The organism is Kocuria aegyptia (assembly GCF_039530085.1).
In the GTDB taxonomy this organism is placed as follows: Bacteria; Actinomycetota; Actinomycetes; order Actinomycetales; family Micrococcaceae; genus Kocuria; species Kocuria aegyptia.
In genome coordinates this window covers 1-22198 of the sequence record NZ_BAAAOA010000028.1, presented here as the reverse complement: position 1 = coordinate 22198, position 22198 = coordinate 1, and the positions used below count along the sequence as shown (strand labels likewise).

Genomic DNA, 22198 nt, shown 5'->3' with positions numbered 1-22198 from the left:
GCACGACCAGAAGGAGGTGAGGCCCTTGGTCACCGAGGACTCCGCGCGCAGGACGGCCCTCTCGGGCCGCGTGCACACCGGCTACGCCGAGCACCAGGACGGCCTGGTGGTCGTCGAGGGCGATCGCGTCGTCCACGCCGGACCGCGGTCCGGGTACTCCGGCGGCGACCCGGGGCGGCACCACGTCCTCGCCCCCGGACAGATGGTGCTGCCGGGGCTCGTGGACGTGCACTGCCACGGCGGGTTCGGGGCGGACTTCTCCTCCTCGGAGGAGGAAGCGATCCGCGCCACCCTCGACGCCTTCCACCGTCAGGGCACGACGACGCTCGTGGCCAGTCTGGTCACCGCCTCGCGGGAGGACCTGCTGGCCGCCGAGCCGCTGCTGGCGGAGCTCACCGGGGAAGGACTGGTCGCCGGGATCCACCTCGAGGGCCCGTTCCTGTCCACGGCCCGGTGCGGGGCGCAGGACCCCGCGCAGATGCGGGAGCCGGACCTCGAGCTGGCGGCCGACCTCGTCGCCGCCGCGGCGGGGACGCTCCGGACCATGACCTTCGCCCCGGAGCTGCCCCGCTCCCGGGAGCTGGCCGAGCTGCTCGTCGCCCACGGCGTGCTCCCCTCCCTCGGGCACACCGACGCGGACACCGGGACCGTCGACACCGCCCTGCGCCATCTGCAGGCGCTGCTGGTCGACGCCCCCGGGGGCGGTGCGCCCCGGTCGCCGACGGTGACGCACCTGTTCAACGCCATGCCCGGCATCCACCACCGCTCGCCCGGGCCGGTGCCGGCCTGCCTGCGCGCCGCGGCACAGGGCCGCGCCGTCGTCGAGCTCATCGCGGACGGCACCCACCTGGACCCCTGCATCGTGCTCTGGGCCTTCGAGCTGGCGGGGGCGGACAGCATCGCGCTGGTCACCGACGGGATGGCCGCCACCGGACTGACGGACGGCATCTACACGCTCGGCGCGGCCGAGGTGCGGGTGCGGGACGGAGTGGCCTCGCTGGTCTCCAACGGCTCGATCGCCGGAGGCACGGCCACCATGCTGGAGGTCCTGCGCCGTACGGTCGCGGCGGGCGTCCCGCTCGGGGACGCGCTGCGCTCGGCCACCGTGGTCCCGGCCCGGGTGCTGGGCCTGACCGGAGAGGCCGGGGGCCTGACGGTGGGCGCGCTCGCCGACCTCCTGGTCGTGGGGGAGGACCTCCGGCTGGGGGCCGTGATGCGCCGGGGTCGGTGGATCTCCGGAGATCTGTTCCCCTGACCCGCGGACCCCTGACCCCGGCCCCCGGGCCGCGGCGGCGACGAGGTCGCGGAGCACGGCCACGCCGCCGCGGGTGGTGGCCGACAGCCGCGACCTCGCGGCGGGGGACGGCGCGGGGAGCGGGTGGGCGGGGGTGCAGGTGGGTAACGATCCCCCGGCCGGGTCCTGCCGGTCGCGGGGGCGCGGCGTACCCTGGCCGTGTCGGAAGGAGCCCGTCATGACAGAGCGCAACGAAGCGTGGCCCGCCGGAACACCTTGCTGGGCCGATCTGACCGCGTCCGACCCCGGCCGCACGCAGGAGTTCTACCGGGAGGTGCTCGGCTGGGAGTACGGCGAGCCGCAGCCGGAGCGCGGCGGGTACCGCGACGCCCTCGTCGGCGGGAGGCCCGTGGCCGGGCTCTCCCCGGCGGCCCCGGACCTGACGGGCGTCCCGCACGTGTGGCAGGTGTACCTCGCCACGGACCGGATCGACCTCTCCGCGCAGCGGGCCCTGGCCGCCGGCGGCACGCAGCTGGTGGAACCCGTGGAGGTCGGCCCGTTCGGCCGGATGAGCATCTGGCAGGATCCCACCGGGGCCACCTTCGGCCTGTGGCAGGCCGGGGAGCACGTCGGCTTCGCCGCGGTCGACGTGCCCGGCAGCGTCGCCTGGTGCGATCTCATGACCCCGGACCACCACACCGCCCGCGACTTCTACGCCCAGGTCTTCGGCTACCACTACGAGGACATCGGCGAGGGCGGCGTCTCCTACGCCACGTTCACGGTTCCGCGCGGGGACCACCCGGCCGGCGGCATCGGCGGGACCGACCCCGCGGCGGAGAACGCGCCCGCGGTCTGGTCGGTCTGCTTCCAGGCCGACGACGTCGACACCGCTGTCCAGCGGGTGCGCGAGGCCGGCGGATCGGTCGTGGAGGACCCCTTCGACTTCGAGTACGGTCGGTTGGCGGTCGTGGCCGGCCCGGACCGGGAGTCCTTCGCGATCATGACGCCGGCGACCGCGCAGGCCACGGGCACGTAGCCCGCGACGCCCCTGCAGCGCGCCCCCGGAGCGCGGGAGCACGCCGTGACAACGGTCACCCGGCGGTAGCATGGTGACCCAGCGAACATCCCTCGCCGAGCCCACCGCCACCTCCACAGAGATCGGAGCGACATGAACTCCATCGTCCTCGCCGTGGTCGGTGTGGCCATGATGATCCTCGGGTACCTCCTGTACTCGAAGTTCGTGGCCCGCCGGATCTACCAGCTCCAGGACTCCTTCGTCACCCCCGCCCACGAGCTGGGCGACGGCGTGGACTACGTCCCCACCAACAAGTACGTGCTGTGGGGCCACCACTTCACCTCCGTGGCCGGAGCGGCCCCCATCGTCGGCCCCGCCATCGCCGTGATCTGGGGCTGGATGCCCGCCTTCCTCTGGGTGACCCTGGGCACGGTCTTCTTCGCCGGCGTCCACGACCTCGGCGCCCTGTGGGCGTCCAACCGGCACCAGGGCAAGTCCATCGGGTCGCTGTCCGGGAAGTACATCGGTCACCGCGGCCGCAACCTGTTCCTGGTCGTGATCTTCCTCGTCCTGCTCATGGTCAACGCCGCGTTCGCCGTGGTGATCTCCAACCTGCTGATCGGCACGCCCACCTCGGTGATCCCGACGTGGGGAGCCATCGTCGTGGCGCTGCTCATCGGCCAGGCGGTCTACCGCTACAAGTGGAACCTCGCCGTCGTGTCCGTCGTCGGCGTCGTGGCGCTCTACGCCCTCATCCTGGTCGGCGACCGCTTCCCGGTGGTCCTGCCGGAGACGGTCCTGGGCCTGCCCGCCAACGCGTTCTGGATCGTGGTGCTCTTCGTCTACGCGGGCATCGCGTCCGTGCTGCCCGTATGGATGCTGCTGCAGCCGCGGGACTACATCAACGGCCTGCAGCTGTTCATCGCCCTGGGCATCCTCTACGGCGCGGTGCTGATCTCCGCCCCGACCGTCGTGGCCCCGGCCTTCAACGACTCCGTGCCCGAGGGCACGCCGAGCCTCGTGCCGCTGCTGTTCGTGACCATCGCGTGCGGGGCGATCTCCGGCTTCCACGGCATCGTGGCCTCGGGGACGTCCTCCAAGCAGCTGGACAAGGAGCCGGATGCCCGCTTCGTCGGCTACTTCGGCGCCGTCGGCGAGGGCCTCCTGGCGCTCGGCGCGATCATCGCCACGACCGCCGGCTTCCGCACGATCGCCGACTGGGAGGCCGTGTACAGCGCCTTCGGACAGGGCGGCGTGGCGGCGTTCGTCCAGGGCGGCGCCTCGGTCGTGAACTCCGGCCTGGGCATCCCCCCGTCGCTGAGCGCCACCATCCTGGCGACCATGGCCGTGCTCTTCGCGGCCACCACCATGGACACCGGCATCCGCCTGCAGCGCTTCGTGGTGCAGGAGGCCGGCCACATCATGGGCGCCAACATCGGCAAGGTGGTCTCCACCCTCATCGTCCTCGCGGTGGCCATGGGGCTGACCTTCAGCGCCGGCGCGGACGGCTCGGGCGGCATGCTCATCTGGCCGCTGTTCGGCACCACCAACCAGCTGCTGGCCGGCCTGACGCTGTCGATGATCGCGGTGATCCTGCTGCGCAAGGGCCGCCCGGTGCTGCCGGTGCTGGTCCCCCTGGTGTTCCTGCTCGTGATGTCGGTGTACGCGCTCATCGTCCAGCTGGGGCAGTTCTGGGCCGCGGAGAACTGGTTCCTGCTCGTGCTCGACGTGATCATCCTGATCGCGGCCCTGTGGGTCATCGTCGAGTCCGTGACCGCGATGAACGCGGCCCGGAAGAGCCCGCCCGAGCTGGAGGAGGAGACCGTCAGCACCTCGGCCGGGGAGAACCGCTCCCTGTGAGCCGGTGAGCGCCCTCGACCGGCTGCGCTCCGTGCAGGCCCGCCTCGGCGCGGGCCTGCACGAGTTCTACGTGGCGCCCTACCGGCGCACCTTCGCCCGCGCCCAGCGCGACGAGGAGGACCTGTTCATGATGCTGGTCCTCTCCGAGGCGCTCGGCGTGCCCAATCCCGCCAGCTACTACACCGTGGAGCTGCTGCCCGTGGTCTACGACCGGTTCCACGACTGGCACCGGCGGATGGGCATGGAGCGCTCACCCCTGGAGCACATCTCATGCTGCTAGAGCTCGCCGCCGACCGCCGGGTGCTGTTCGTCGGCGGCAAGGGCGGTGTCGGCAAGACCGCCGTCGCCTCCGCCATCGCCCTCGCCCAGGCCCGGGCGGGTCGCCGGGTGCTCGTCGTCTCGACCGACCCCGCCCACAACCTCGGGCACCTGTGGGAGCGCCCGGTGGGCGACCGGATCACCCGGCTCGCCCGGGCCCCGGGCGGCGCGGGTCTGCTCGACGGCATCGAGGTGGACCCCGTCGCCACGGCCGACGCCCACCTCGCCGCGGTGGGCGCCACCATCCGCCGGCTCATGCCCGAGCACCTCGCCGCCGAGGTGGACAAGCACATGGAGCTCGCCCGCGACTCGCCGGGCACCCACGAGTCGGCGGTGCTCGAGCGGATCGCCGAGCTCGTGGAGACGGGCCTGGACGACTACGACCTCATCGTCTTCGACACCGCGCCGTCCGGGCACACCGCCCGGCTCATGGCCCTGCCCGAGATCATGTCCGCCTGGACCGAGGGGCTGCTGCGCCGGCGCGGGAAGGCGGAGCGGTTCGGCGCCGCCCTGCGGGGCCTCGAGGACCGGGACGCCGCGAGCGAGAGCATCGTGGGCACCGGGCGGCCCCGGGACCCCCGCGAGGAGCGGGACCTCGAGATCCGGCGGATCCTGCTGCGCCGCCGCGAGCGCTTCGAGGCGCTGCGCGAGGTACTGGTGGACGCCGAGCGCTGCAGCTTCGTCATCGTCCTCGCGGCCGAGCGGCTGCCCGTCCTCGAGACCGTGGAGCTGCACGAGCAGCTGGTCCGCGCCGGCGTGCACGTGGGGGCCCTCGTGGTCAACAAGCGCTCCCCGGCGGACGCGGGGGACTTCCTCGCCGAGCGCCGCGCGCTGGAGGAGGTGCACGTCGCCACCCTGCGCGGCGCCCTCCCGGACGTCCCGCTGCTCCAGGTCCCCCTGCTGCCGGGGGAACTCGTGGGGCAGGAGGCGCTCGAGCGGTTCGGGGACGCACTCGCCCAGGCGGATCTCAGGGCCGCGTGACACGCTGACGCGCATGACCTCCACCGCGGACCGTCCGGACACCGGGCGACGACGACGGGCCCCCGCCGACCTCGGAGCGTGGATCCTCGCCGGTGTCGCCGCGACCGCGCTCGCCGTGGGCCTGGCCGAGCTGCTGGCCTGGGTGACCGGACCGGTCGGCGCGCCGCTCACGGCGGTGGGCGGGGTGATCGTGGACGCGGTGCCGGCCCCGGTCATGGACGCGGCGATCGCCCTGTTCGGCACCGCGGACAAGCTCGTGCTGCTGCTCGTCATGGCCGCCGGGCTCGTGGCGGTCGGCGCGGGCATCGGGGCGGCGCAGCGCGCCGAACCCCCGATGGGCGCGGTGCTGCTCGGCGTGCTGGGGCTCCTCGGGCTGCTGGCCGTGCTGACGCGGGCGGGGCCGGCCGTGGCGGACACGGTCCCCGTCGTCGTCGGCACGGGAGCCGGGGCGCTCTTCCTGACGGTGCTCACCCGCCGGACCGCTCCGGGTGACCGGCCCGCGGCGTCCCTGGACCGCCGCGGCTTCGTCCGGCTCTCCGCGGCCGCCGCCGTGCTGGGCACCGCCGCCGGCGTCGCGGGGCGCTGGGCGTCCGCGGCCGCGGCCCGGGTGCCCGCCGCCCGGGACCTGCTCCGGATTCCCGCGCCGGCCGTGCGGGACCCGGTGCCCGCCGGGGCCGATCTCGGCGTGGCGGCCGTGGAGCCCTGGCTCACGCCCGCCGGCGACTTCTACCGCATCGACACGGCCCTGTCCGTCCCGCGCATCGACGTGGCCGAGTGGGAGCTGCGGATCCACGGGATGGTGGAGCGCGAGCTGACCCTGGGCTTCGAGGAGCTCACGGCCCGGCCGCTGGTCGAGCGGATCGTGACGCTGGCGTGCGTGTCGAACCCCGTGGGCGGCGACCTGGTGGGCAACGCGGTGTGGACGGGCGTGCCGATCCGGGACCTGCTCGCCGAGGCCCGGCCCTCCGCCGGGGCGGACATGGTGCTCTCGACCTCCGAGGACGGGTTCACGGCGAGCACCCCGCTGGAGGCCCTGACCGATCCCGGCCGGGACTCCCTGCTCGCGGTGACCATGAACGGGCAGCCGCTGCCGTTCGAGCACGGCTACCCCGTGCGGATGGTGGTGCCGGGACTCTACGGCTACGTCTCGGCCACCAAGTGGGTCGTGGACCTCGAGGTCACCCGCTTCGACCGGGCGGAGGCGTACTGGACCTCGCGCGGCTGGGCGGCCCGGGGGCCGATCAAGCTGTCCTCGCGCATCGAGGTGCCGGCCGAGGGCGGGCGCACGGAGGCGGACCCCGTGGTCCTGGCCGGCACGGCGTGGGCCCAGCACACCGGGATCGCCGCCGTGCAGGTCAGTGTGGACGGGGGGTCGTGGCAGGACGCCGAGCTGGGCTCCGTGGGCACGGACGACACCTGGCGGCAGTGGGTGCTGCGCACCGGGCTCCCGAGCGGCCGGCACACCGCGCGGGTGCGGGCCGTCGACCGGGACGGGACCGTCCAGACCGCCGAGCAGGCCCCGCCCGCCCCGGACGGCGCCACGGGGTGGCACGAGCGCACCTTCACGGTGGCCTGACCGGCCCCGGTGCACGAGCCCCTCCGCTCCCGGGCGGAGCCGGTGAGCCCGCGGAGGGGTGCTGCGAGGGGGTGGTCCTGGCCCGGGGCGGGTCCTGCCATGATGGGGCGGGACGAGCGACGGGCAGGACGGAAGGCGGTGCACGGTGACGCTGGTGGACAACGTGGTGTACGTGGAGGGCCGGCGCGCGTCGACCCCTGAGGACCTCGACGAGACCTACGCGGCGCTGCGCGGTCGCGGCGGGATGGCCTGGATCGGGCTCTACCGGCCCGAGCCGGCCGAAGTGCAGTCCGTGGCCGCGGAGTTCCGGCTTCACGACCTCGCGGTGGAGGACGCCCTCAAGGGCCACCAGCGCGCCAAGCTGGAGCGCTTCGGCGACACCCTCTTCGTGGTGCTGCGCCCGGCCCGCTACCTGGACGACGTGGAGAAGGTCGAGTTCGGGGAGCTGCACGTGTTCGTGGGCCGCGACTTCGTGGTGACGGTCCGCCACGCCGAGTCCCCCGACCTGGCCAAGGTCCGACGCCGGCTGGAGGCCGCACCGGAGCTGCTGGGCACGGGCCCGCAGGCGGTGCTGTACGGGATCCTCGACGAGGTGGTCGACGGCTACGCCCCCGTGGTCGCGGGGCTGGAGAACGACATCGACGAGATCGAGGACGAGATCTTCGGCGCGGACCGCGACGTCTCCCGCCGCGTCTACGAGCTCTCCCGGGAGGTCATCGAGTTCCAGCGCGCCGTCCACCCGCTGGTGGCCATGCTCGGGGCCCTGCAGGCCGGGGCGGAGAAGTACGGGCTCGACCTCGAGCTGCAGCAGCGGCTGCGGGACGTGCAGGACCACGCCATCCGGGTGGGGGAGCGCGCGGACGCGTTCCGGGCGCTCCTGCAGAACGCCCTCACGGTGCACGCCACCCTGGTGGGACAGCGGCAGAACGACGAGATGCAGCGGCTCACCGAGTCCGCCCTGGCGCAGAGCGAGGAGGTCAAGCGGATCTCCTCCTGGGCCGCGATCCTCTTCGCCCCGACCCTGGTGGGCACGGTGTACGGGATGAACTTCGAGCACATGCCCGAGCTCGCGTGGCCGCTCGGCTACCCGTTCGCGCTGCTGGCCATGCTGGGCATGGGGGTGGCTCTCTACGGGGTGTTCAAGTGGAAGCGGTGGCTCTGAGCGGCCACGGGGCCGGCTCCCGGCGACATCCCGGGGGGACAGCTCAGATGCTGTTGCGCATCGCCCTGATCCCCACGGTCAGGCCCAGGACGGCCAGCACGACCGCCGCGAGCGCGCCGGCCGCCACCGCCGGGTCGCCGAACTGGCCGTTGAACAGGGCCCGCTCGGCGTCGACCATGTACGTGAGCGGGTTGAAGCGCGAGAGCACCTGCATCCACCGCGGGCCGGCCTCGAGCGGCAGGAGCATCCCGGACAGCAGCATGAGCGGGAACGTCAGTCCCTGCTGCACGGTCCAGAACATCCAGTCCCGGTTCCGGGAGACGATGGCCAGGGCGTAGCTCAGCGCCCCCAGTCCCACCCCGAAGACCGCGAGGATCGCCAGGCCCACCGCCATGCCGGGCAGGGACGGGCGGAAGCCGAAGAACACGGCCACTCCGGAGAGCACCAGCGCCTGCAGGACCAGCGGCACCATCTCCTTGCACGCGCGCCCCACCATGAGCGCCGAGCGGGTCACCGGCGCCACGAGCATCCGCTCGTGCGCCCCGGACTGGATCTCGAACAGCAGGTTCGAGCCGGTCATCGCGGTGCCGAACAGCGCGATCATCACCACGATGCCCGGCACGAACCACTGGAACGCCTGGTCCAGGGGCAGCCCGGTCATCCCGCCCAGGAGCGGGCCGAAGAAGGCGAGGAACATCAGCGGCTGCATGAGCGAGAACACCAGGCTGAAGGGGTCCCGGACCACGGGCCGGAGCTCGCGGACGAAGACGCTGACGGAGTCGTGGAGGATCCCGGCCGGGCGGGCCCGATCGCTGCCGCCGGTGGTTCCACCGGCGGACCCGCGGGTGGTCGGAACGGTGGTCATCGGGGTGCTCCCACGCTCGTGGCCTCGGGGGCCGGGTCGGTCCTGGACGGGTCCGTCCGCTCCTCGCGCAGGCTCCGGCCGGTGAGCCGGAGGAAGACGTCGTCGAGGGTCGGACGGGCGAGCTCGGCGGTCAGGACGGTGTGGCCGTCCCGGTCGAGCTCGCGCAGCAGGGCGGGCAGCACGCGCTCGCCGTGCTCGACCGCGACGACCACGTGCGTGCCCTCCCCCGCCGGGACCGCCTCCGGCTCGGCGCCGCCGGCCCCCACGGCTCCGGCCGCGCGCCGGACGGCCACCACGGCGGCGGCCGGGTCGTCGCCCAGGGTGAGGCTGATCCGGTCGCCGGCCAGGTCCGTCTTGAGCCGGGACGCGGTGTCGTCGGCGATGATCTGTCCCCGGTCCACGACCATGACCCGCTCGGCGAACTGGTCGGCCTCGTCGAGGTAGTGGGTGGTGAGGAAGAGGGTGGTCCCGTAGCGCCGGCGGAGCTCGAGGATGTGCTCCCACAGGTGCGCGCGGGACTGCGGGTCCAGACCGGTCGTGGGTTCGTCGAGGAAGAGCAACTGGGGCCCGGGGATCAGCCCGAGGGCGATGTCCACGCGGCGGCGCTGCCCGCCGGAGAGCTTCAGCGTGGGCCGGCGGACGAGGTCGCCGAGGCCGAGGGCCTCCACGAGCTCGTCCACGCGGCGCCGGGTCTCCGCCCGGCTCAGCCCGTACAGGGCCCCCTGGCTGAGCAGCTCGTCGCGGACCCGCTGGTACTGCCCGGCCCCGTTCTTCTGCCCGATGTAGCCGATGCGGGCGCGCACCTGGGCCGGTTGCCGGGCCACGTCGAACCCGCACACGGTGGCGGTGCCGCCGGTGGGCCGCAGCAGTGTGGTGAGCATGCGCAGTGAGGTCGACTTGCCCGCGCCGTTGGGCCCGAGGAACGCGGTCAGCGTGCCCGGCGCCACGTCCATGGTCAGGTCGCGCACCGCGTCGACGGTCCGGCCGCCGGGCCCGCGGAAGCTCTTGCTCAGCCCGCGGGCGCTGATGATGGGTGGGGTGCTCATGGGTCCACGGTAGAGCGGTTTCGGGTCACCGGCTGTCCGGACGGGGGCCTGAATTGCGGGACATGACGGATCCGAGGTCGCCCGGGGCCCCGGGCGGCTTCGGGACCGGCTCGGGGGCGCCCTGGCCGGCCTGCCTGCTCCGGCTCCCGGGGGATCGGGAGCGGAGGCCGGGGGATCCAGCCCTTAGAGTCGTGGGCGTGACCGTCCAGACCCCTGCCCTTGACCCCGCACGGGTCCGGCGCGCCCGGATCGCGGTGTCCGCGTTCTTCCTCACCAACGGCGCCCTCTACGCCAACCTGCTGCCGCGCCTGCCGGAGGTCAAGGACGCGTTCGGGCTCTCCAACACCTTCTACGGCCTCGTGGTCGTGGCGTTCCCGCTCGGGGCGATCCTCGTGGGCGCCCTCCCCGCCCGGGCGATCCGCCGCTTCGGCTCCGGCCGGGTGGCGGCGCTGGGCACCGTCCTGCTCTCGGCGTGCCTCGCGGCCGCCGGGGTCGGGGCGGGCCTGGGCGCCGGCACGGGGCTGGGCGTGGGGGTGTTCCTCGCCGCGATGTTCCTGGGTGGTGCCCTGGACGCCCACGTGGACACCGCCCAGAACGCCCAGGGGATGGGGGTCCAACGTGCCCGCGGCCGCTCCGTCATCAACTCCCTGCACGCCCTGTGGAGCCTGGGCGCCGTGGTCGGCGGGCTCATGGGTGCCGCGGCGCTCGCCCTCGGCGTGCCCCTGGGGTGGCACCTGCCGGCGAGCGGGCTCGTGTGGAGCGCGGTCGCCCTCGTGGCGCTGCGCTCCGCGCTCAGCCCGGCAGAGGGCCAGGAGCTGCGCACCGTCCGCCCGAGCGACCCGCTGCCGGACGGCACGACGACGGACCCCGGCACCGGCGGCTCCCGGCCGGACCCCGGCACCGGCGGCTCCCGGCCGGACCCCGGCACCGGCGGCTCCCGGCCGGACCCCGGCTCCGGGCGCGCCGGGACGGGCCGCCGGGCGACGGGGCGCATCGTCGTCGTCAGTCTCCTCCCCGTGGCCGTGATCGCGATGGCCGGGGTCATGGTGGAGGACGCCGGGCAGAACTGGTCGGCGGTGTACCTGAACACGGAGCTCGGCGCTCCGCTGGCCACCGCGGGGCTCGGGCTCGTGGCGCTCATGGCCGCGCAGTTCGTAGGCCGGATGCTCGGCGACCCCATGACCGACCGCTGGGGCCGTGCCGCGGTGGTCCGCTCCGGCGCCGCCCTGAGCGCAGCCGGGATGCTGCTCGTGGTCCTCGCCCCGGCGCCGGTCGTGGCCGTCGCCGGGTTCGCGCTGGCCGGCTTCGGCTGCGCCACGCTCGTGCCCGCGGCCTTCCACGCCGCCGACGACATCCCCGGGCTGCGGACCGGGACGGGCCTGGCCCTGGTCAGCTGGCTGATGCGGATCAGCTTCCTCGGCCTGTCCCCGGCCGTCGGCGTGCTCTCCGACGCCGTGGGACTGCGGGCGGCGCTGCTCGTGGTGCCCGGCTTCGCGCTCGTCGCGGCCCTGATGGCCGGCGTCCTGCGGGAGCCCCGCGCGCCCTGACCCCGAGCCTGTTGCGCTCCCGGCCACCCTGCGCGCGGATCCCCACGCCCGCTCCACCTCGAGCGCCGAACCCCCAGATCACCTGCCGGATCCCCAGCAATGTTCTGGGGATCCGGCAGGTGATCTGGGGACTCGGCGGAATGGGCGGACCCGGCCCTGGGACACCGCGGAGCCGGCGGCCCGGGGCTATCCTGGAGCGACCATGTACCACCACTTCTTCCTCTGACGGGTTCCGGCTCCCGCCGCACAACGCCACCGCCGCGGCGGGTCCGTCGTCCTGCCCACCCGTCCCCTCGTCAGGAGCCCCGGCCGTTGCGCCGCGCGCCGCTCCGCATCCGGAGGAAGCATGTCCGCCGTTCCCGTCCACCACCCTGCCGTGCCCGCGGGCGAGCACGCCCAGCTGACCGCCACCGGGATCCGCCTGGTCCGCGGGTCCCGCACCGTTCTGGAGGGCCTCGACCTCACGATCACCCCCACCACCCGACTCGGCGTGGTGGGGGAGAACGGCCGCGGCAAGACCTCCTTGCTGGAGGTGCTCTCGGGGACGCTCCTCCCGGACGCCGGCACCGTCCGCCGCACCGGCACGCTCGCCGTGGTCGACCAGGAGCTGCCCGTGCCGCCCGAGGGCACCGTGGGGGACCTCCTGGGCCTCGCGCTCACCGCCGAGCACACCGCGGTGGCGCAGGTCGAGGCCGCTGCCCGGGCCCTCGCCGCGGAGCAGCCGGGCGTCACGGAGCAGCCGGGCTCCGCGGGGCGACCGGGCTCCGCGGGGCAGCTGGGATCCGCGGGGCAGCTGGGCTCCGCAGGGCAGCCGGGCGCCGCGGAGGAGTACGCGCAGGCGCTGACGGTCGCCCAGGCCCTCGACGCCTGGGACGCCGACCGGCGGGTGGACCTGTCCCTGCAGGCCCTGCACGCCGTGACCGACCGCTCCCGGGTGCTCAGCACCCTCTCGGTGGGCCAGCGCTACCGGGTGCGCCTGGCCTGTCTGCTCGGCACCGTCCACGACCTCCTCCTGCTGGACGAGCCCACCAACCACCTCGACGCGGCGGGACTGGCCCACCTGGGCGCGGCGCTGCGCGAGTTGCGCGGCGGCGTGGTCCTGGTCAGCCACGACCGGCGGCTGCTGGGCCAGGTGGTCGACACCGTCCTGGACCTGGACCCCAGCCGGGACGGCCGTCCGCGCTGGTACGGCGGAGGCGTGGCGGGCTGGCGCGCCGGCCGGACGGCCGAGCGCTCGCGGTGGATCCACGACCACCGGGAGCAGCAGGCCGAGCACGTCCGGCTGGCCGGCGACCTCGACCGCGCACGCGCCCGGCTGGCCGGCGGATGGCGCCCGGACAAGGGCACCGGCAAGCACACCCGGGCCACCCGCGCCCCGGGGCTCGTCCGGTCGGTGCACCGCCGGCAGGAGGACCTCGAGCGGCACCGGGTGGACGTCCCCGAGCCGCCGCTGGCGTTGTCGGTGCCGGAGCTGCCGGCGCTGCCGGGCGTCGAGCTGGTGCGCGCAGAGGGCGTCACGGTGACGGGCCGGCTGCTCCGGCCCGTCGACGTGGTGCTGGAGTCCGGGGGCCGGCTGGTGGTCGGAGGCCCCAACGGGGCGGGCAAGTCCACCCTGCTGCAGGTGCTCGCCGGTGCGCTGGCCCCCGCCACGGGTCGGCGCGCCGCCGCGCCCGGGGTGCGGATCGGGCACCTGCGGCAGGAAGGGCTCCGGCACGGTGCGCGCTCCGCCCAGGAGGTGTACGAGCAGGAGCTCGTCCGGCTCGTGCTCGCGGGCCGGCTGGCCGAGCACGAGGTGGCCCCGCTGGAGGCCCTAGGGCTGCTGACGGCGCGGGACCGCGGACGTCCCGTGGCGGAGCTGTCCGCCGGGCAGCGGCGACGCCTCGAGCTCGCCGTGGTGCTCGCGTCCCGGCCGCACGCGCTGCTGCTGGACGAGCCGACCAACCACCTCTCGATCACCCTCGTGGACGAGCTCACCGAGGCCCTCGCCGCGACGGCCGCGGCCGTGGCGCTGACCACCCACGACCGGCAGCTCCTGCGGGACGTGAAGGGCTGGCCGCGGCTGAGGCTGTGACCGGCCCGGACCGGACGGAGGACAGGACGGGGAGCCACCCCTAGACTGCGCAGCAGGGGGCGGGTGACCGCCGTCACGGCCGGCAGCCCCGCTGCCACGACATCCCGAGGAGCACAGCATGAGGATCCGCGCCGCCGTCGTCGAGGGGATCGGCGCCCCGTTCGAGCTGGAGGACGTCGAGCTCGCCGAGCCGGGCCGCGGGGAGGCCCTGGTCCGCATCGTCGCGACCGGGGTCTGCCACACCGACGCCATCACCCGGGCGGGCGACATGCCGCTGCCGCTGCCGGGGATCCTGGGCCACGAGGGCGCGGGGATCGTGGAGCGGATCGGCGAGGGCGTCGCCGAGGTCGCGCCCGGGGACCGGGTGGTGATCGGCTGGCCCTCGTGCGGGGCGTGCCGCAACTGTCTCGACGGGCAGCCCCGGTACTGCGCCCGGACCGGGGAGGCCCTCGTCTCGGGCCGCCGCTTCCGGGGCGAGGCGGCCGGGACCTCGGCCTACACCCGGGCGGGCGGGGCGGCGCTCTCCGGCCACTTCTTCGGCCAGTCCTCCTTCGCGACCCACTCGCTCGTCCTCGCCGACGCCCTCGTCAAGGCTCCCGAGGACGTGCCGCTGGAGCTGCTCGGACCTCTGGCCTGCGGGCTGGGCACGGGCGCCGGCGCGGTGCTCAACGAGGCCCGCCCGGAGCCCGGCTCGTCGCTGGTGGTCTTCGGGGTGGGGGCCGTGGGGCTGGCCGCGATCATGGCCGCCCGCTGCACCGCCGCCACCACGGTCATCGCCGTGGACCTGCACGACTCCCGGCTCGAGCTGGCCACCCGCTACGGGGCGACCCATGTCATCAACTCCCGGGACACGGACGTGGTCGCGGAGGTCGCCCGGATCACGGGCGGCACCGCGGACTACGCCTTCGAGTGCACCGGGGTGGTCCCCGTCGTAGAACAAGCCGCGGACTGCGTGGGCATGCTGGGCACGCTCGTGCTGATCGGCGGGGCGCCCGCGCAGGCGCGCATCAGCCTCGACCACCTGCGCGCGCTGTGGGGCAAGCGGATCGTCGGGGTGCTGGGCGGCGGCAGCCGCAGCGGGAAGTTCATTCCCGCCCTGATCGAGCTGCACCGGCAGGGGCGGTTCCCCTTCGACGAGCTCGTGCGCTTCTACGAGCTCGACGAGATCGAGCAGGCCCTCGCCGACAGCAGGTCCGGCGACGTCGTGAAGCCCGTCCTCCGCATGCCCGGGTGAGCGGCCCGCCGCGGTCCGGAGCCCGGCGCGCCGGGCTCAGTCGACCCGGAGCTCGTGGACACCGCGCTCGAGGCCGCGCTCCACCGCGGCGATGACGTCGTCCACGTTGTGCCCGGGCGGGAGCCGGGGCGGCAGGCCGGTCAGCGCCCGGTCCACGAGCCCGGTGTCCATGTGGGGCAGCCGGGCGTCCACCACCGCGATCCGACGACGGCGCAGCTCCCGCCGCAACGACCCCAGCCACGAGGCCATGGCCGCCTTGCTGGCGGCGTAACCGGCCATCCCGGCCAGAGGCAGCTCCGCGACCACCCCCGTGAGGACCGCGATCGCGCCGCCGTCGGCGAGGTGCGGCACGGCTGCCCGGATCACGGCCATGGGCCCCAGGGCGTTGACCTCGAACAGCTCCTCCACGACGGCCTCGTCCTCGTCGGCGGCCGGGCCGAACGCGGCGACCCCCGTGGCGATCACCACGGCGTCGAGCCCGCCGAGCTCCTCGGCGGCCCGGTGCACCACCGCCGCGGCCTCGTCGTGGTCCACGAGGTCAAGGGCGTGGGCCGCGCGCAGGCCGAGCCCGCGCCGCAGCTCCTCGGCGCCCGAGGCGGAGCGGCCGGTCACCACGATGGCGGTGGTGCGCTCGCTCAGCCGTTCGCACAGCCGCCGGCCGAGGACGCCGGTCGCCCCCACGACGAGGATCCTCGCGCCGTTCAGGTCCATGGCCCCACTCCTGTCCCCGGTGCGGCCCCGGAGCGGAGCCGTGCTCCGAGCGTACCCAGGCTCTCCGACACCGCCCAGCGATGTGCAGTTCCACGACGATCGCCGGGCGGCCGATCCCGGCTGTTGCCGACTGCGAACTCGCGGGCGTAGATTGCAGTCCTCGGGGCCGGGCCGGGCGGACGCCCGTGACGCCGGTGCTCCGCGATCGGGGGGCCGTCCACATGTCACCGACCACGTCGCGATCGACCCGGGTCCTGGGGGCGGCCGCCGCGGCTCTCCTCCTCCTGGCCTCCTGCGGCACCCCGGGCGGCGAAAACCCGTCCGGGGAGGGGACGAGTCCCGCCGCCTCACCGACCACGGTGGCGGAGTCCCCGGCGGACTCGGCGCCGACCACGCAGTCCCCGGCGCCGACCACCGGTCCCACAGAGGGCTCGACGGCCGGGCCGACCGAGAACCCGACCGGAACACCCACCGCGAGCCCCACCGGCACGCCCACGGCGAGTCCCACCGCGAGCCCCGCTCCGGTGGAGCTCGTGACGTACTCGGGCACGGCCGCCGACGCCGCCTTCGCCTTCGAGCTGCCCGCGACGTGGAGCGTGGACGGGGAGTTCTCGGACGTCGGGGGCACGGTGGCGGTGCTCGGGCCGGACGGTGCGCCCGTCGGCCACCTGTCGGTCCTCATCGCGTGGGGCGCCGAGTGCGGCCCCGACTGCTCGATGCCGCCGGTGACCCACCTCGGGGACGTCCCGGGAGGCGTGCCCCTGTCCAGCAGCGGGCAGTTCGTGGTGCGCTCCGTGGCCATGGACCTGACGTCCGCGCCCGAACTGCGCAACGCGTACGGCTGGCCGGACGCCGTGCGCCTCGTGACCTCGCTCACCGACGCGGACTCCCCACCGCCCACCGCGATGCTGCCGCACGTCCTGTACGGGCTGGGAACGGTCGAGACGGGGGTGGTCGCGCCCAACGGCATCACCTACCGGACGGTGATCTTCAGCTCGGTCCACGACTTCCCCAGCCTCGAGGCCGCCCGGGAGTACACCGGCTCGGAGCAGCACCAGCAGGTCGAGGCGATGATCGCCTCCTTCCGCGCCTAGCGGTCCGCGGAGGCCCTCCAGGGGCGCGCGAGCGGCGGTGGCGTGTCACCGGGACGGTGCACGAGCACCTGGTTGACGCCCTGCCGGCCCGACTCGAACGTCCAGGCGGCGGCGACCATGTAGAGCCGCCACACGCGGGCGCGTCCCTCCCCGACCAGGTGGACCGCCTCGTCCCAGTGCTCCTCGAGGCGCTGCGTCCAGGCCCGCAGCGTCAGCGCGTAGTGGGGGCGCAGGGCCTCGACGTCGAGGACCTCCAGGCCGCTCGCCTCCAGCGCGCCGATCATCCGGGTGAGGCTGAGCACCTCGGTGTCGGGGAAGACGTAGCGCGCCATGAACGTCCCAGGGTCGTGCTGGGCCTCCCCGGCCCGCCAGGGGTCCCCGGTGCGCCGGGCGATCGCATGGTTGAGAAGACGGGCCCCGGGACGCAGCAGTCCGTGCAGGTGCGCGGCGTAGCCGTCGATCTGGTCGTCGCCGACGTGCTCGGACATGCCGATCGAGGAGATGGCGTCGAAGGGCCCGTCATCGACGTCGCGGTAGTCCTGGACGCGGATCTCGATCCGCTCGGCCAGCCCGGCACCGGACACCCGTTCGCGGCCCAGGGCGGCCTGCTCGGGGGAGAGAGTGACCCCGAGGACGTCGGCCCCGTACCGCCGGGCTGCGTGCAGGGCGAAGCTGCCCCAGCCGCAGCCCACGTCCAGCACCCGCATGCCGGGCCGCAGCCCCAGCTTGCGGCAGACCAGGTCGTGCTTGGCCTGCTGCGCCGCCTCCAGCCCACCGGACCGGTCGTCCCAGACGGCGCAGGAGTAGGCCAGGGAGGGGCCCAGGACCACGGCGTAGAAGTCGTTGCCGAGATCGTAGTGGTGCGAGACCGCCGCGGCGTCGCGGGCCTTGGTGTGCCGCCCGCCGTGGCCGCCGAGGTCCACCTCCTCCGGGGGCGGGGCCGGCTCCGGTCCCAGGGCGCGCAGGCTCGCGGCGGTCCGGAGCAGTCTCCAGCGCTCGCGCGCCGTCAGGGGAACGGGCTCGGTGAGTCTTCCGGTGGCGGTCAGGGCGGCGACGGTCCCGAAGACGTCGCCCGGCAGGTCGAGCTCGCCGGCCACGTACGCGCGGCCCAGGCCGAGCTGCCCGGGTGACCACAGGAGGCGCCGCAGGGCCCGCCGGGACCGGATCTCGATCACCGGCGCACCGGGCGGACCGGCCTCCGAGCCGTCCCAGGCGCGCAGCCGGACGGGGATCCGGTCCGTGCCCAGCACGATGCCCAGCGCCTCGGCCAGTCGCGGGGCCGCCGCAGTCGTCCACACCATGTCGAACGATCCTCCTCCGGCGTCGGTGACCGCCACGCTGCTGCTCCGGCCGTCGAGCCGCCTCCCGGCCGGGCCCGGGCTGTGGACGGCGGCGCGCGTGGGCCTTGGTCCTCACCCTAGGAAGACGCCGTGAGGTGTCGCCATGGTCTGCCGGATCCGCACGAACATGTCGCGGCCGGACCGGCGCGCGCCCGAGCACATCACGAATCGTGGACGCTTGTGCCGGAACCGTTGCCGGGGACGGGCCGGGCCGCCTAGATTGCAGATCCGGCACCACGCCCCGGCGGCGCCCGGTGCCGGGCAGGGACGGAACGAGGGCGGAGACCATGTCACAGACCGGACGACCACCAGCTCGGTGGGCCCTGGGCACGGGGGTCGTGCTCCTCCTCGTGCTGGTGCCCGGGGCGATGTCCTCCACGGGGGAGCTGCCGGCCGAGGACCCGTGCCCCTGGTCCACGCCCGCGCCGGACCGGGCGATCACGCACTCCGGTCAGGCCGTGGGGACCTCGTTCACGTTCGAGACGCCCTCGGCATGGTCGATCGACGGCGAGTTCACCGACGACGGCGGAGGGGTTGTCGTCGTCACCCCGGAGGGTGCCTCGGTCGCCTCCTTGACCGTGCTGAGCGGCTGGGGCGCCGTGTGCGGCCCCGAGTCCGCCTGTGTTCCTCAGCGTGTGGTCCATGTCGAGGACGTGCCGGGGGAGGAGGCCCTGTCCGGCAGCGGCGATTTCGTGGTGCGCACCATCGCCATGGACCTGACCGACCGGCCCGACCTCCGGGAGGCGTTCGGTTGGGAGGACGACGTGCGGCTCGTGACCTCTCTGACCGACGGCGACGAGCCCGTGCCCGAGACCATGCTGCCGCACCTGATGTACGGCCTGGGGTCGATCGTGGCGGGGGACCCGGCGAGCGGCGACGACCGCAGCGGTGTGGTGATCTTCAACCTGCAGCGCGAGTTCTCCACGATGGAGGAGGCACAGGCCTACGCCCGGTCGGAGGAGCACCGGCAGCTGCAGGGCGTCATCGCGTCCTTTCGCGGCTAGGCCGGCGCCCCGTTCTCCCCGGCGTCCTGGGACGGGACGGCAGAGCCGCGGGCGCTCTGCCGTCCCCAGGCCGTCGCTCGCCGATCGGCGTGCCGTGGACCACGTCGTGCCCGGGCGGCGCGGCGCGGAATCCTCTACCGGGGGTCGTCGAGGGGTGCGTAGCCCATGCGCCGGCTGATCCGCAGGCCGGCCTGCTTGAGGTCCTCCACGAGATCGGCCATCGTCTCCTCCGTGAACCGGAACGCCGGTCCCGAGACGCTGACGGAGGCGATGACCGTGCCGAGATGGTTCCGCACGGGCACGGCGACGGAGTTCAGCCCGATCTCGAACTCCTCGCACACGGTGGCGTAGCCCCGGGCGGCCACCTCCATCAACTGGCGTTCGAGCTGCTTCCTCGACGTGATCGTGCGCGCGGTGAGAGCCGGCAGGCCCTGGGTGCGGAGGACATGGGCTCTCTCGTCGGACGGCAGCCCCGCCAGCAGCACCTTCCCGCTGGACGTGGCGTGCAGGGGGGTCAGGCTGCCGATCCAGTCGTGGGTCGAGACGGAGGAGGGCCCCATCTCCTGGTCCACGTTGACGGCGTGGCCCTCCCGGAGGACCGCCAGGTTGACCGTCTCGGAGTGGATCCGTGCCAGGCTCCGGATCTCGTCCCGCGCCTCGGCCACCACGCTCAGCCGACCGGGGATCGCGTGCGCCAGGCGCAGGATGCCGAAACCGAGCTGGTACTTGCTGCCGTCGCTCGGGTGGTGCACCAGCCCCCGGGACTCCAGGGCGCCGAGCAGCCTCGACGCGGTGGACTTGTGCACTCCCAGCTCTGCGGCCACCTCGGTCACCGTCGAACCGCCGGTCCGGGCGAGGACCTCGAGCACCGTGATCGCCCGGTCGACGGACTGGACACCACCGGGGGTGACCCCGTCGGAGCCGTTCTGCTCCGTTGCGTCGTCGGACATGGGCGAAGGTCTGGAGGCTTGTGGGGACATGGCCCCATGGTAGTCATTCGTCACTGTCGCGCTCCCGTCTGCTATGCCGAGGGCGGGCGGCCCCGATGGGGCCGGCCGCCCGGTCCGGGTGCGTGTCCCGGTCCAGCTCGGTCCCTCAGGAGATGTTCGTCTCCTTCTTCCGGGCCCGGCCGTTCTGCTGGGCGTAGATCGGCTGACCGGCGGCCGTGGCGTCCACCGCGCGGAACTCGGCCGTGTTCGGGTCCGTGCTCTCCCGGGTGACCAGGGTGAACTTCTGGTGCCCGTACTCGTCGACGGCGTTGCGCACCGCGCGGTTCATCACGGAGTCGGACAGGCGCTTGCGCAACCACATCGGGTCCTGGCGCAGGTCCCGGGCCACCGCGAAGCACAGCAGGAACATCACCAGGATGAACGGCAGAGCGGAGACGATCGTCATCCGTTGCAGGCCGCCCAGGGCGGCGGCGGGATCGTCGCCGCCGGCCAGGAGCATCACCGCGGCGACGCTGCCCATGAGCACACCCCAGAAGATGATGACGGGGCGGGAGGGCTCCAGGCTGCCGCGGGAGCTCAGCGAGCCGGTCACGATGGATGCCGAGTCGGCGCCCGTGACGAAGAAGATCCCGGTGAGCACCATGGCCAGCACGGCGAGACCGACCGTGACGGCCTGGGGCAGGTCCAGGCCGGTGAACATGTCGTAGATCGCGCTGTCGAAGGAGATGGTCGGGGACCCGTCCACCACCGTGGCGATGCCGTCGTTCGGGTCCGGCGTGGCATCGGCCCGGCTCTGGATGTCGATGGCCGTGCCGCCGAAGACGGCGAACCAGAGCAGGGACACCAGCGAGGGCACCACGAGGACCCCCACCACGAACTGGCGGATGGTCCGGCCGCGGCTGATCCGGGCGACGAACATGCCCACGAAGGGAGTCCAGGACACCCACCAGGCCCAGTAGAAGATGGTCCACCCTGAGAGCCACTCGCGCATCCCCTCGTCACCCACGGCTTCCGTGCGGGCGGACATCTCCGGGAGCATCTGCGCGTAGGAACCGATCGAGGAGGGAATGAGGTTGAGGATGAAGACGCTGGGGCCCACCACGAAGATGATGATTGCCATGATGAGGGCCAGCACCATGTTGGTGTTCGAGAGGAACTGGATGCCCCGGGCGATTCCGGACACGGCCGAGGCCACGAAGCAGAACGTCAGCACCGCGATGACGACCACCAGCATGGGGGTGGTCACCTCGGCGACGACGCCGTTGAACTGCAGGCCGCTGCCGATCTGCAGGGCGCCCAGGCCGAGCGACGCGGCAGTGCCGAACACGGTCGCGAAGATGGCGAGCATGTTGATGATCTTCCCGCCCACGCCGTCCACGGCCTTGCGCCCGAAGATGGAGACGAACGCCTCGGAGAGGAGGTTCTTGCGGCCCAGCCGGAAGGTGCCGTAGGCGATGGCGATGCCGACCACCGCGTACATCGCCCACGGGTGCAACGTCCAGTGGAACAGGGACGTGGCCATGGCGGCCTCGATGGCCTCGGCCGTCTGCGCGTCGGCCGTGGCCGGCGGCGGGGAGATGTAGTGGTAGAGCGGCTCGGCGACGCCGTAGAACATCAGGCCGATGCCCATGCCGCAGGCGAACATCATCGAGATCCAGGACACCGTCCGGAACTCCGGGCGTTCGCCGTCCTGGCCCAGTGGGATGTTGCCGAAGCGCCCGATCGCCAGCCAGAGGACGAAGACGACGAACAGGGAGGCCAGGAGCACGAAGAGCCACCCGGTGCTCTCCAGCACCCAGCCCAGCGCCACTGTCGAGGCATTGGACAGGCTCTCCGTGTTGAGGAATCCCCAGAGCACGAATGCGGCCACGAGGGCTCCGGTGACCACGAAGATGGTCTTGTCGAGTCCCTCGAGACCTGCGCGGAAGGATTTCCGCCGCTCCACCACGCCGGTCCTGAGCTCGTGGAGGATCGCGGCCTCCTCCGCCTCCGCCTCGTGCAGCAGGGTCGTGTCGTCCACGGGCGGCGTCGCGGGCGGCGCGGTGGACTCCTCGGCGGGCGCCGGCTCGGCGCGATAGTCGTCGTTGCTCATTGGACCTTCTCCTGGCTCTTGGAACCGGTCTGCCCCGGGATGACGTCGCCGACTTTGTCGGTGATCCAGTCGTGGAAGGCGCCGATGTGGTGTTCGGA

General features: G+C 73.9%; 18 protein-coding genes. 12 read left to right on the top strand and 6 right to left on the bottom strand.

Annotated elements, in window-relative coordinates:
• Positions 1 to 25: 25 nt before the first annotated feature.
• The 7 genes from nagA (at position 26) to ABD220_RS11360 (ending at position 8146) form a co-directional block, all read left to right on the top strand.
• On the top strand, positions 26 to 1255 hold the full coding sequence (nagA, locus tag ABD220_RS11390; RefSeq protein WP_344122660.1) for an N-acetylglucosamine-6-phosphate deacetylase: 1230 nt from the start codon (positions 26 to 28) through the stop codon (positions 1253 to 1255).
• Positions 1256 to 1472: 217 nt separating this feature from the next.
• The gene (locus tag ABD220_RS11385) at positions 1473 to 2270 is read left to right on the top strand and encodes a VOC family protein (protein ID WP_344122658.1); all 798 of its coding nucleotides are present in this window, start codon (positions 1473 to 1475) and stop codon (positions 2268 to 2270) included.
• Between the two features lie 132 nt (positions 2271 to 2402).
• Complete coding sequence (locus ABD220_RS11380; RefSeq protein WP_344122656.1) at positions 2403 to 4109, top strand: carbon starvation CstA family protein; 1707 nt, start codon at positions 2403 to 2405, stop codon at positions 4107 to 4109.
• 4 nt (positions 4110 to 4113) lie between these two features.
• Positions 4114 to 4389 (top strand): cory-CC-star protein, encoded by a 276-nt coding sequence (locus tag ABD220_RS11375; RefSeq protein WP_344122654.1) that lies wholly within the window; start codon positions 4114 to 4116, stop codon positions 4387 to 4389.
• Positions 4380 to 5408, top strand: coding sequence for an ArsA family ATPase (locus ABD220_RS11370; RefSeq protein ID WP_344122652.1), 1029 nt, complete (start codon positions 4380 to 4382; stop codon positions 5406 to 5408). The genes ABD220_RS11375 and ABD220_RS11370 overlap by 10 nt, the downstream gene beginning before the upstream one ends.
• Before the next feature lie 13 nt (positions 5409 to 5421).
• Positions 5422 to 6984, top strand: coding sequence for a molybdopterin-dependent oxidoreductase (locus ABD220_RS11365; RefSeq protein WP_344122650.1), 1563 nt, complete (start codon positions 5422 to 5424; stop codon positions 6982 to 6984).
• Between the two features lie 145 nt (positions 6985 to 7129).
• Positions 7130 to 8146 (top strand): magnesium and cobalt transport protein CorA, encoded by a 1017-nt coding sequence (locus ABD220_RS11360; protein WP_344122648.1) that lies wholly within the window; start codon positions 7130 to 7132, stop codon positions 8144 to 8146.
• A 43-nt stretch (positions 8147 to 8189) separates the two neighbouring features.
• Here the strand turns inward: ABD220_RS11360 and ABD220_RS11355 are convergent, their stop codons facing one another.
• Complete coding sequence (locus tag ABD220_RS11355; RefSeq protein ID WP_344122646.1) at positions 8190 to 9011, bottom strand: ABC transporter permease; 822 nt, start codon at positions 9009 to 9011, stop codon at positions 8190 to 8192.
• Positions 9008 to 10057, bottom strand: coding sequence for an ABC transporter ATP-binding protein (locus ABD220_RS11350; RefSeq protein WP_344122644.1), 1050 nt, complete (start codon positions 10055 to 10057; stop codon positions 9008 to 9010). The genes ABD220_RS11355 and ABD220_RS11350 overlap by 4 nt, the downstream gene beginning before the upstream one ends.
• Before the next feature lie 197 nt (positions 10058 to 10254).
• On the opposite strand from ABD220_RS11350, the gene ABD220_RS11345 reads away from it, so the two are divergent.
• From ABD220_RS11345 to ABD220_RS11335, 3 genes are all read left to right on the top strand, one after another.
• Positions 10255 to 11604, top strand: coding sequence for an MFS transporter (locus ABD220_RS11345; RefSeq protein WP_344122641.1), 1350 nt, complete (start codon positions 10255 to 10257; stop codon positions 11602 to 11604).
• A 346-nt stretch (positions 11605 to 11950) separates the two neighbouring features.
• The gene (locus ABD220_RS11340; RefSeq protein WP_344122639.1) at positions 11951 to 13675 is read left to right on the top strand and encodes an ATP-binding cassette domain-containing protein; all 1725 of its coding nucleotides are present in this window, start codon (positions 11951 to 11953) and stop codon (positions 13673 to 13675) included.
• A gap of 118 nt (positions 13676 to 13793) precedes the next feature.
• Complete coding sequence (locus ABD220_RS11335) at positions 13794 to 14909, top strand: NAD(P)-dependent alcohol dehydrogenase (RefSeq protein ID WP_344122637.1); 1116 nt, start codon at positions 13794 to 13796, stop codon at positions 14907 to 14909.
• A 36-nt stretch (positions 14910 to 14945) separates the two neighbouring features.
• Here ABD220_RS11335 and ABD220_RS11330 read toward each other — a convergent pair whose 3' ends face one another.
• Positions 14946 to 15620 carry an SDR family NAD(P)-dependent oxidoreductase gene (locus tag ABD220_RS11330; protein ID WP_344122634.1) on the bottom strand — a complete coding sequence of 225 codons (675 nt, stop codon included), beginning with the start codon at positions 15618 to 15620 and terminating at the stop codon, positions 14946 to 14948.
• A gap of 533 nt (positions 15621 to 16153) precedes the next feature.
• Here ABD220_RS11330 and ABD220_RS11325 point away from each other — a divergent pair.
• Positions 16154 to 16714 carry a hypothetical protein gene (locus tag ABD220_RS11325; RefSeq protein ID WP_344122632.1) on the top strand — a complete coding sequence of 187 codons (561 nt, stop codon included), beginning with the start codon at positions 16154 to 16156 and terminating at the stop codon, positions 16712 to 16714.
• Here the strand turns inward: ABD220_RS11325 and ABD220_RS11320 are convergent.
• Positions 16711 to 18015 (bottom strand): class I SAM-dependent methyltransferase, encoded by a 1305-nt coding sequence (locus ABD220_RS11320; RefSeq protein ID WP_344122630.1) that lies wholly within the window; start codon positions 18013 to 18015, stop codon positions 16711 to 16713. The two genes, ABD220_RS11325 and ABD220_RS11320, sit on opposite strands and share 4 nt — an antisense overlap.
• Before the next feature lie 326 nt (positions 18016 to 18341).
• On the opposite strand from ABD220_RS11320, the gene ABD220_RS11315 reads away from it, so the two are divergent.
• Positions 18342 to 19058, top strand: coding sequence for a hypothetical protein (locus tag ABD220_RS11315; RefSeq protein ID WP_344122628.1), 717 nt, complete (start codon positions 18342 to 18344; stop codon positions 19056 to 19058).
• Positions 19059 to 19192: 134 nt separating this feature from the next.
• Here the strand turns inward: ABD220_RS11315 and ABD220_RS11310 are convergent, their stop codons facing one another.
• Positions 19193 to 20008, bottom strand: a complete 816-nt coding sequence (locus tag ABD220_RS11310) for an IclR family transcriptional regulator (RefSeq protein WP_344122626.1) — start codon at positions 20006 to 20008, stop codon at positions 19193 to 19195.
• A gap of 145 nt (positions 20009 to 20153) precedes the next feature.
• Positions 20154 to 22100: a BCCT family transporter gene (locus tag ABD220_RS11305; RefSeq protein WP_344122624.1), complete on the bottom strand. Its 1947-nt coding sequence runs from the start codon at positions 22098 to 22100 to the stop codon at positions 20154 to 20156.
• Positions 22101 to 22198 lie beyond the last annotated feature (98 nt).

Coding starts and splice junctions, on each gene's coding strand:
- ABD220_RS11385 (WP_344122658.1), top strand. CDS start 1,473: ATGACAGAGCGCAACGAAGCGTGGCCCGCCGGAACACCTTGCTGGGCC.
- ABD220_RS11380 (WP_344122656.1), top strand. CDS start 2,403: ATGAACTCCATCGTCCTCGCCGTGGTCGGTGTGGCCATGATGATCCTC.
- ABD220_RS11370 (WP_344122652.1), top strand. CDS start 4,380: ATGCTGCTAGAGCTCGCCGCCGACCGCCGGGTGCTGTTCGTCGGCGGC.
- ABD220_RS11365 (WP_344122650.1), top strand. CDS start 5,422: ATGACCTCCACCGCGGACCGTCCGGACACCGGGCGACGACGACGGGCC.
- ABD220_RS11355 (WP_344122646.1), bottom strand. CDS start 9,011: ATGACCACCGTTCCGACCACCCGCGGGTCCGCCGGTGGAACCACCGGC.
- ABD220_RS11350 (WP_344122644.1), bottom strand. CDS start 10,057: ATGAGCACCCCACCCATCATCAGCGCCCGCGGGCTGAGCAAGAGCTTC.
- ABD220_RS11340 (WP_344122639.1), top strand. CDS start 11,951: ATGTCCGCCGTTCCCGTCCACCACCCTGCCGTGCCCGCGGGCGAGCAC.
- ABD220_RS11335 (WP_344122637.1), top strand. CDS start 13,794: ATGAGGATCCGCGCCGCCGTCGTCGAGGGGATCGGCGCCCCGTTCGAG.
- ABD220_RS11330 (WP_344122634.1), bottom strand. CDS start 15,620: ATGGACCTGAACGGCGCGAGGATCCTCGTCGTGGGGGCGACCGGCGTC.
- ABD220_RS11320 (WP_344122630.1), bottom strand. CDS start 18,015: ATGGTGTGGACGACTGCGGCGGCCCCGCGACTGGCCGAGGCGCTGGGC.
- ABD220_RS11315 (WP_344122628.1), top strand. CDS start 18,342: ATGTCACAGACCGGACGACCACCAGCTCGGTGGGCCCTGGGCACGGGG.
- ABD220_RS11310 (WP_344122626.1), bottom strand. CDS start 20,008: ATGTCCGACGACGCAACGGAGCAGAACGGCTCCGACGGGGTCACCCCC.
- ABD220_RS11305 (WP_344122624.1), bottom strand. CDS start 22,100: ATGAGCAACGACGACTATCGCGCCGAGCCGGCGCCCGCCGAGGAGTCC.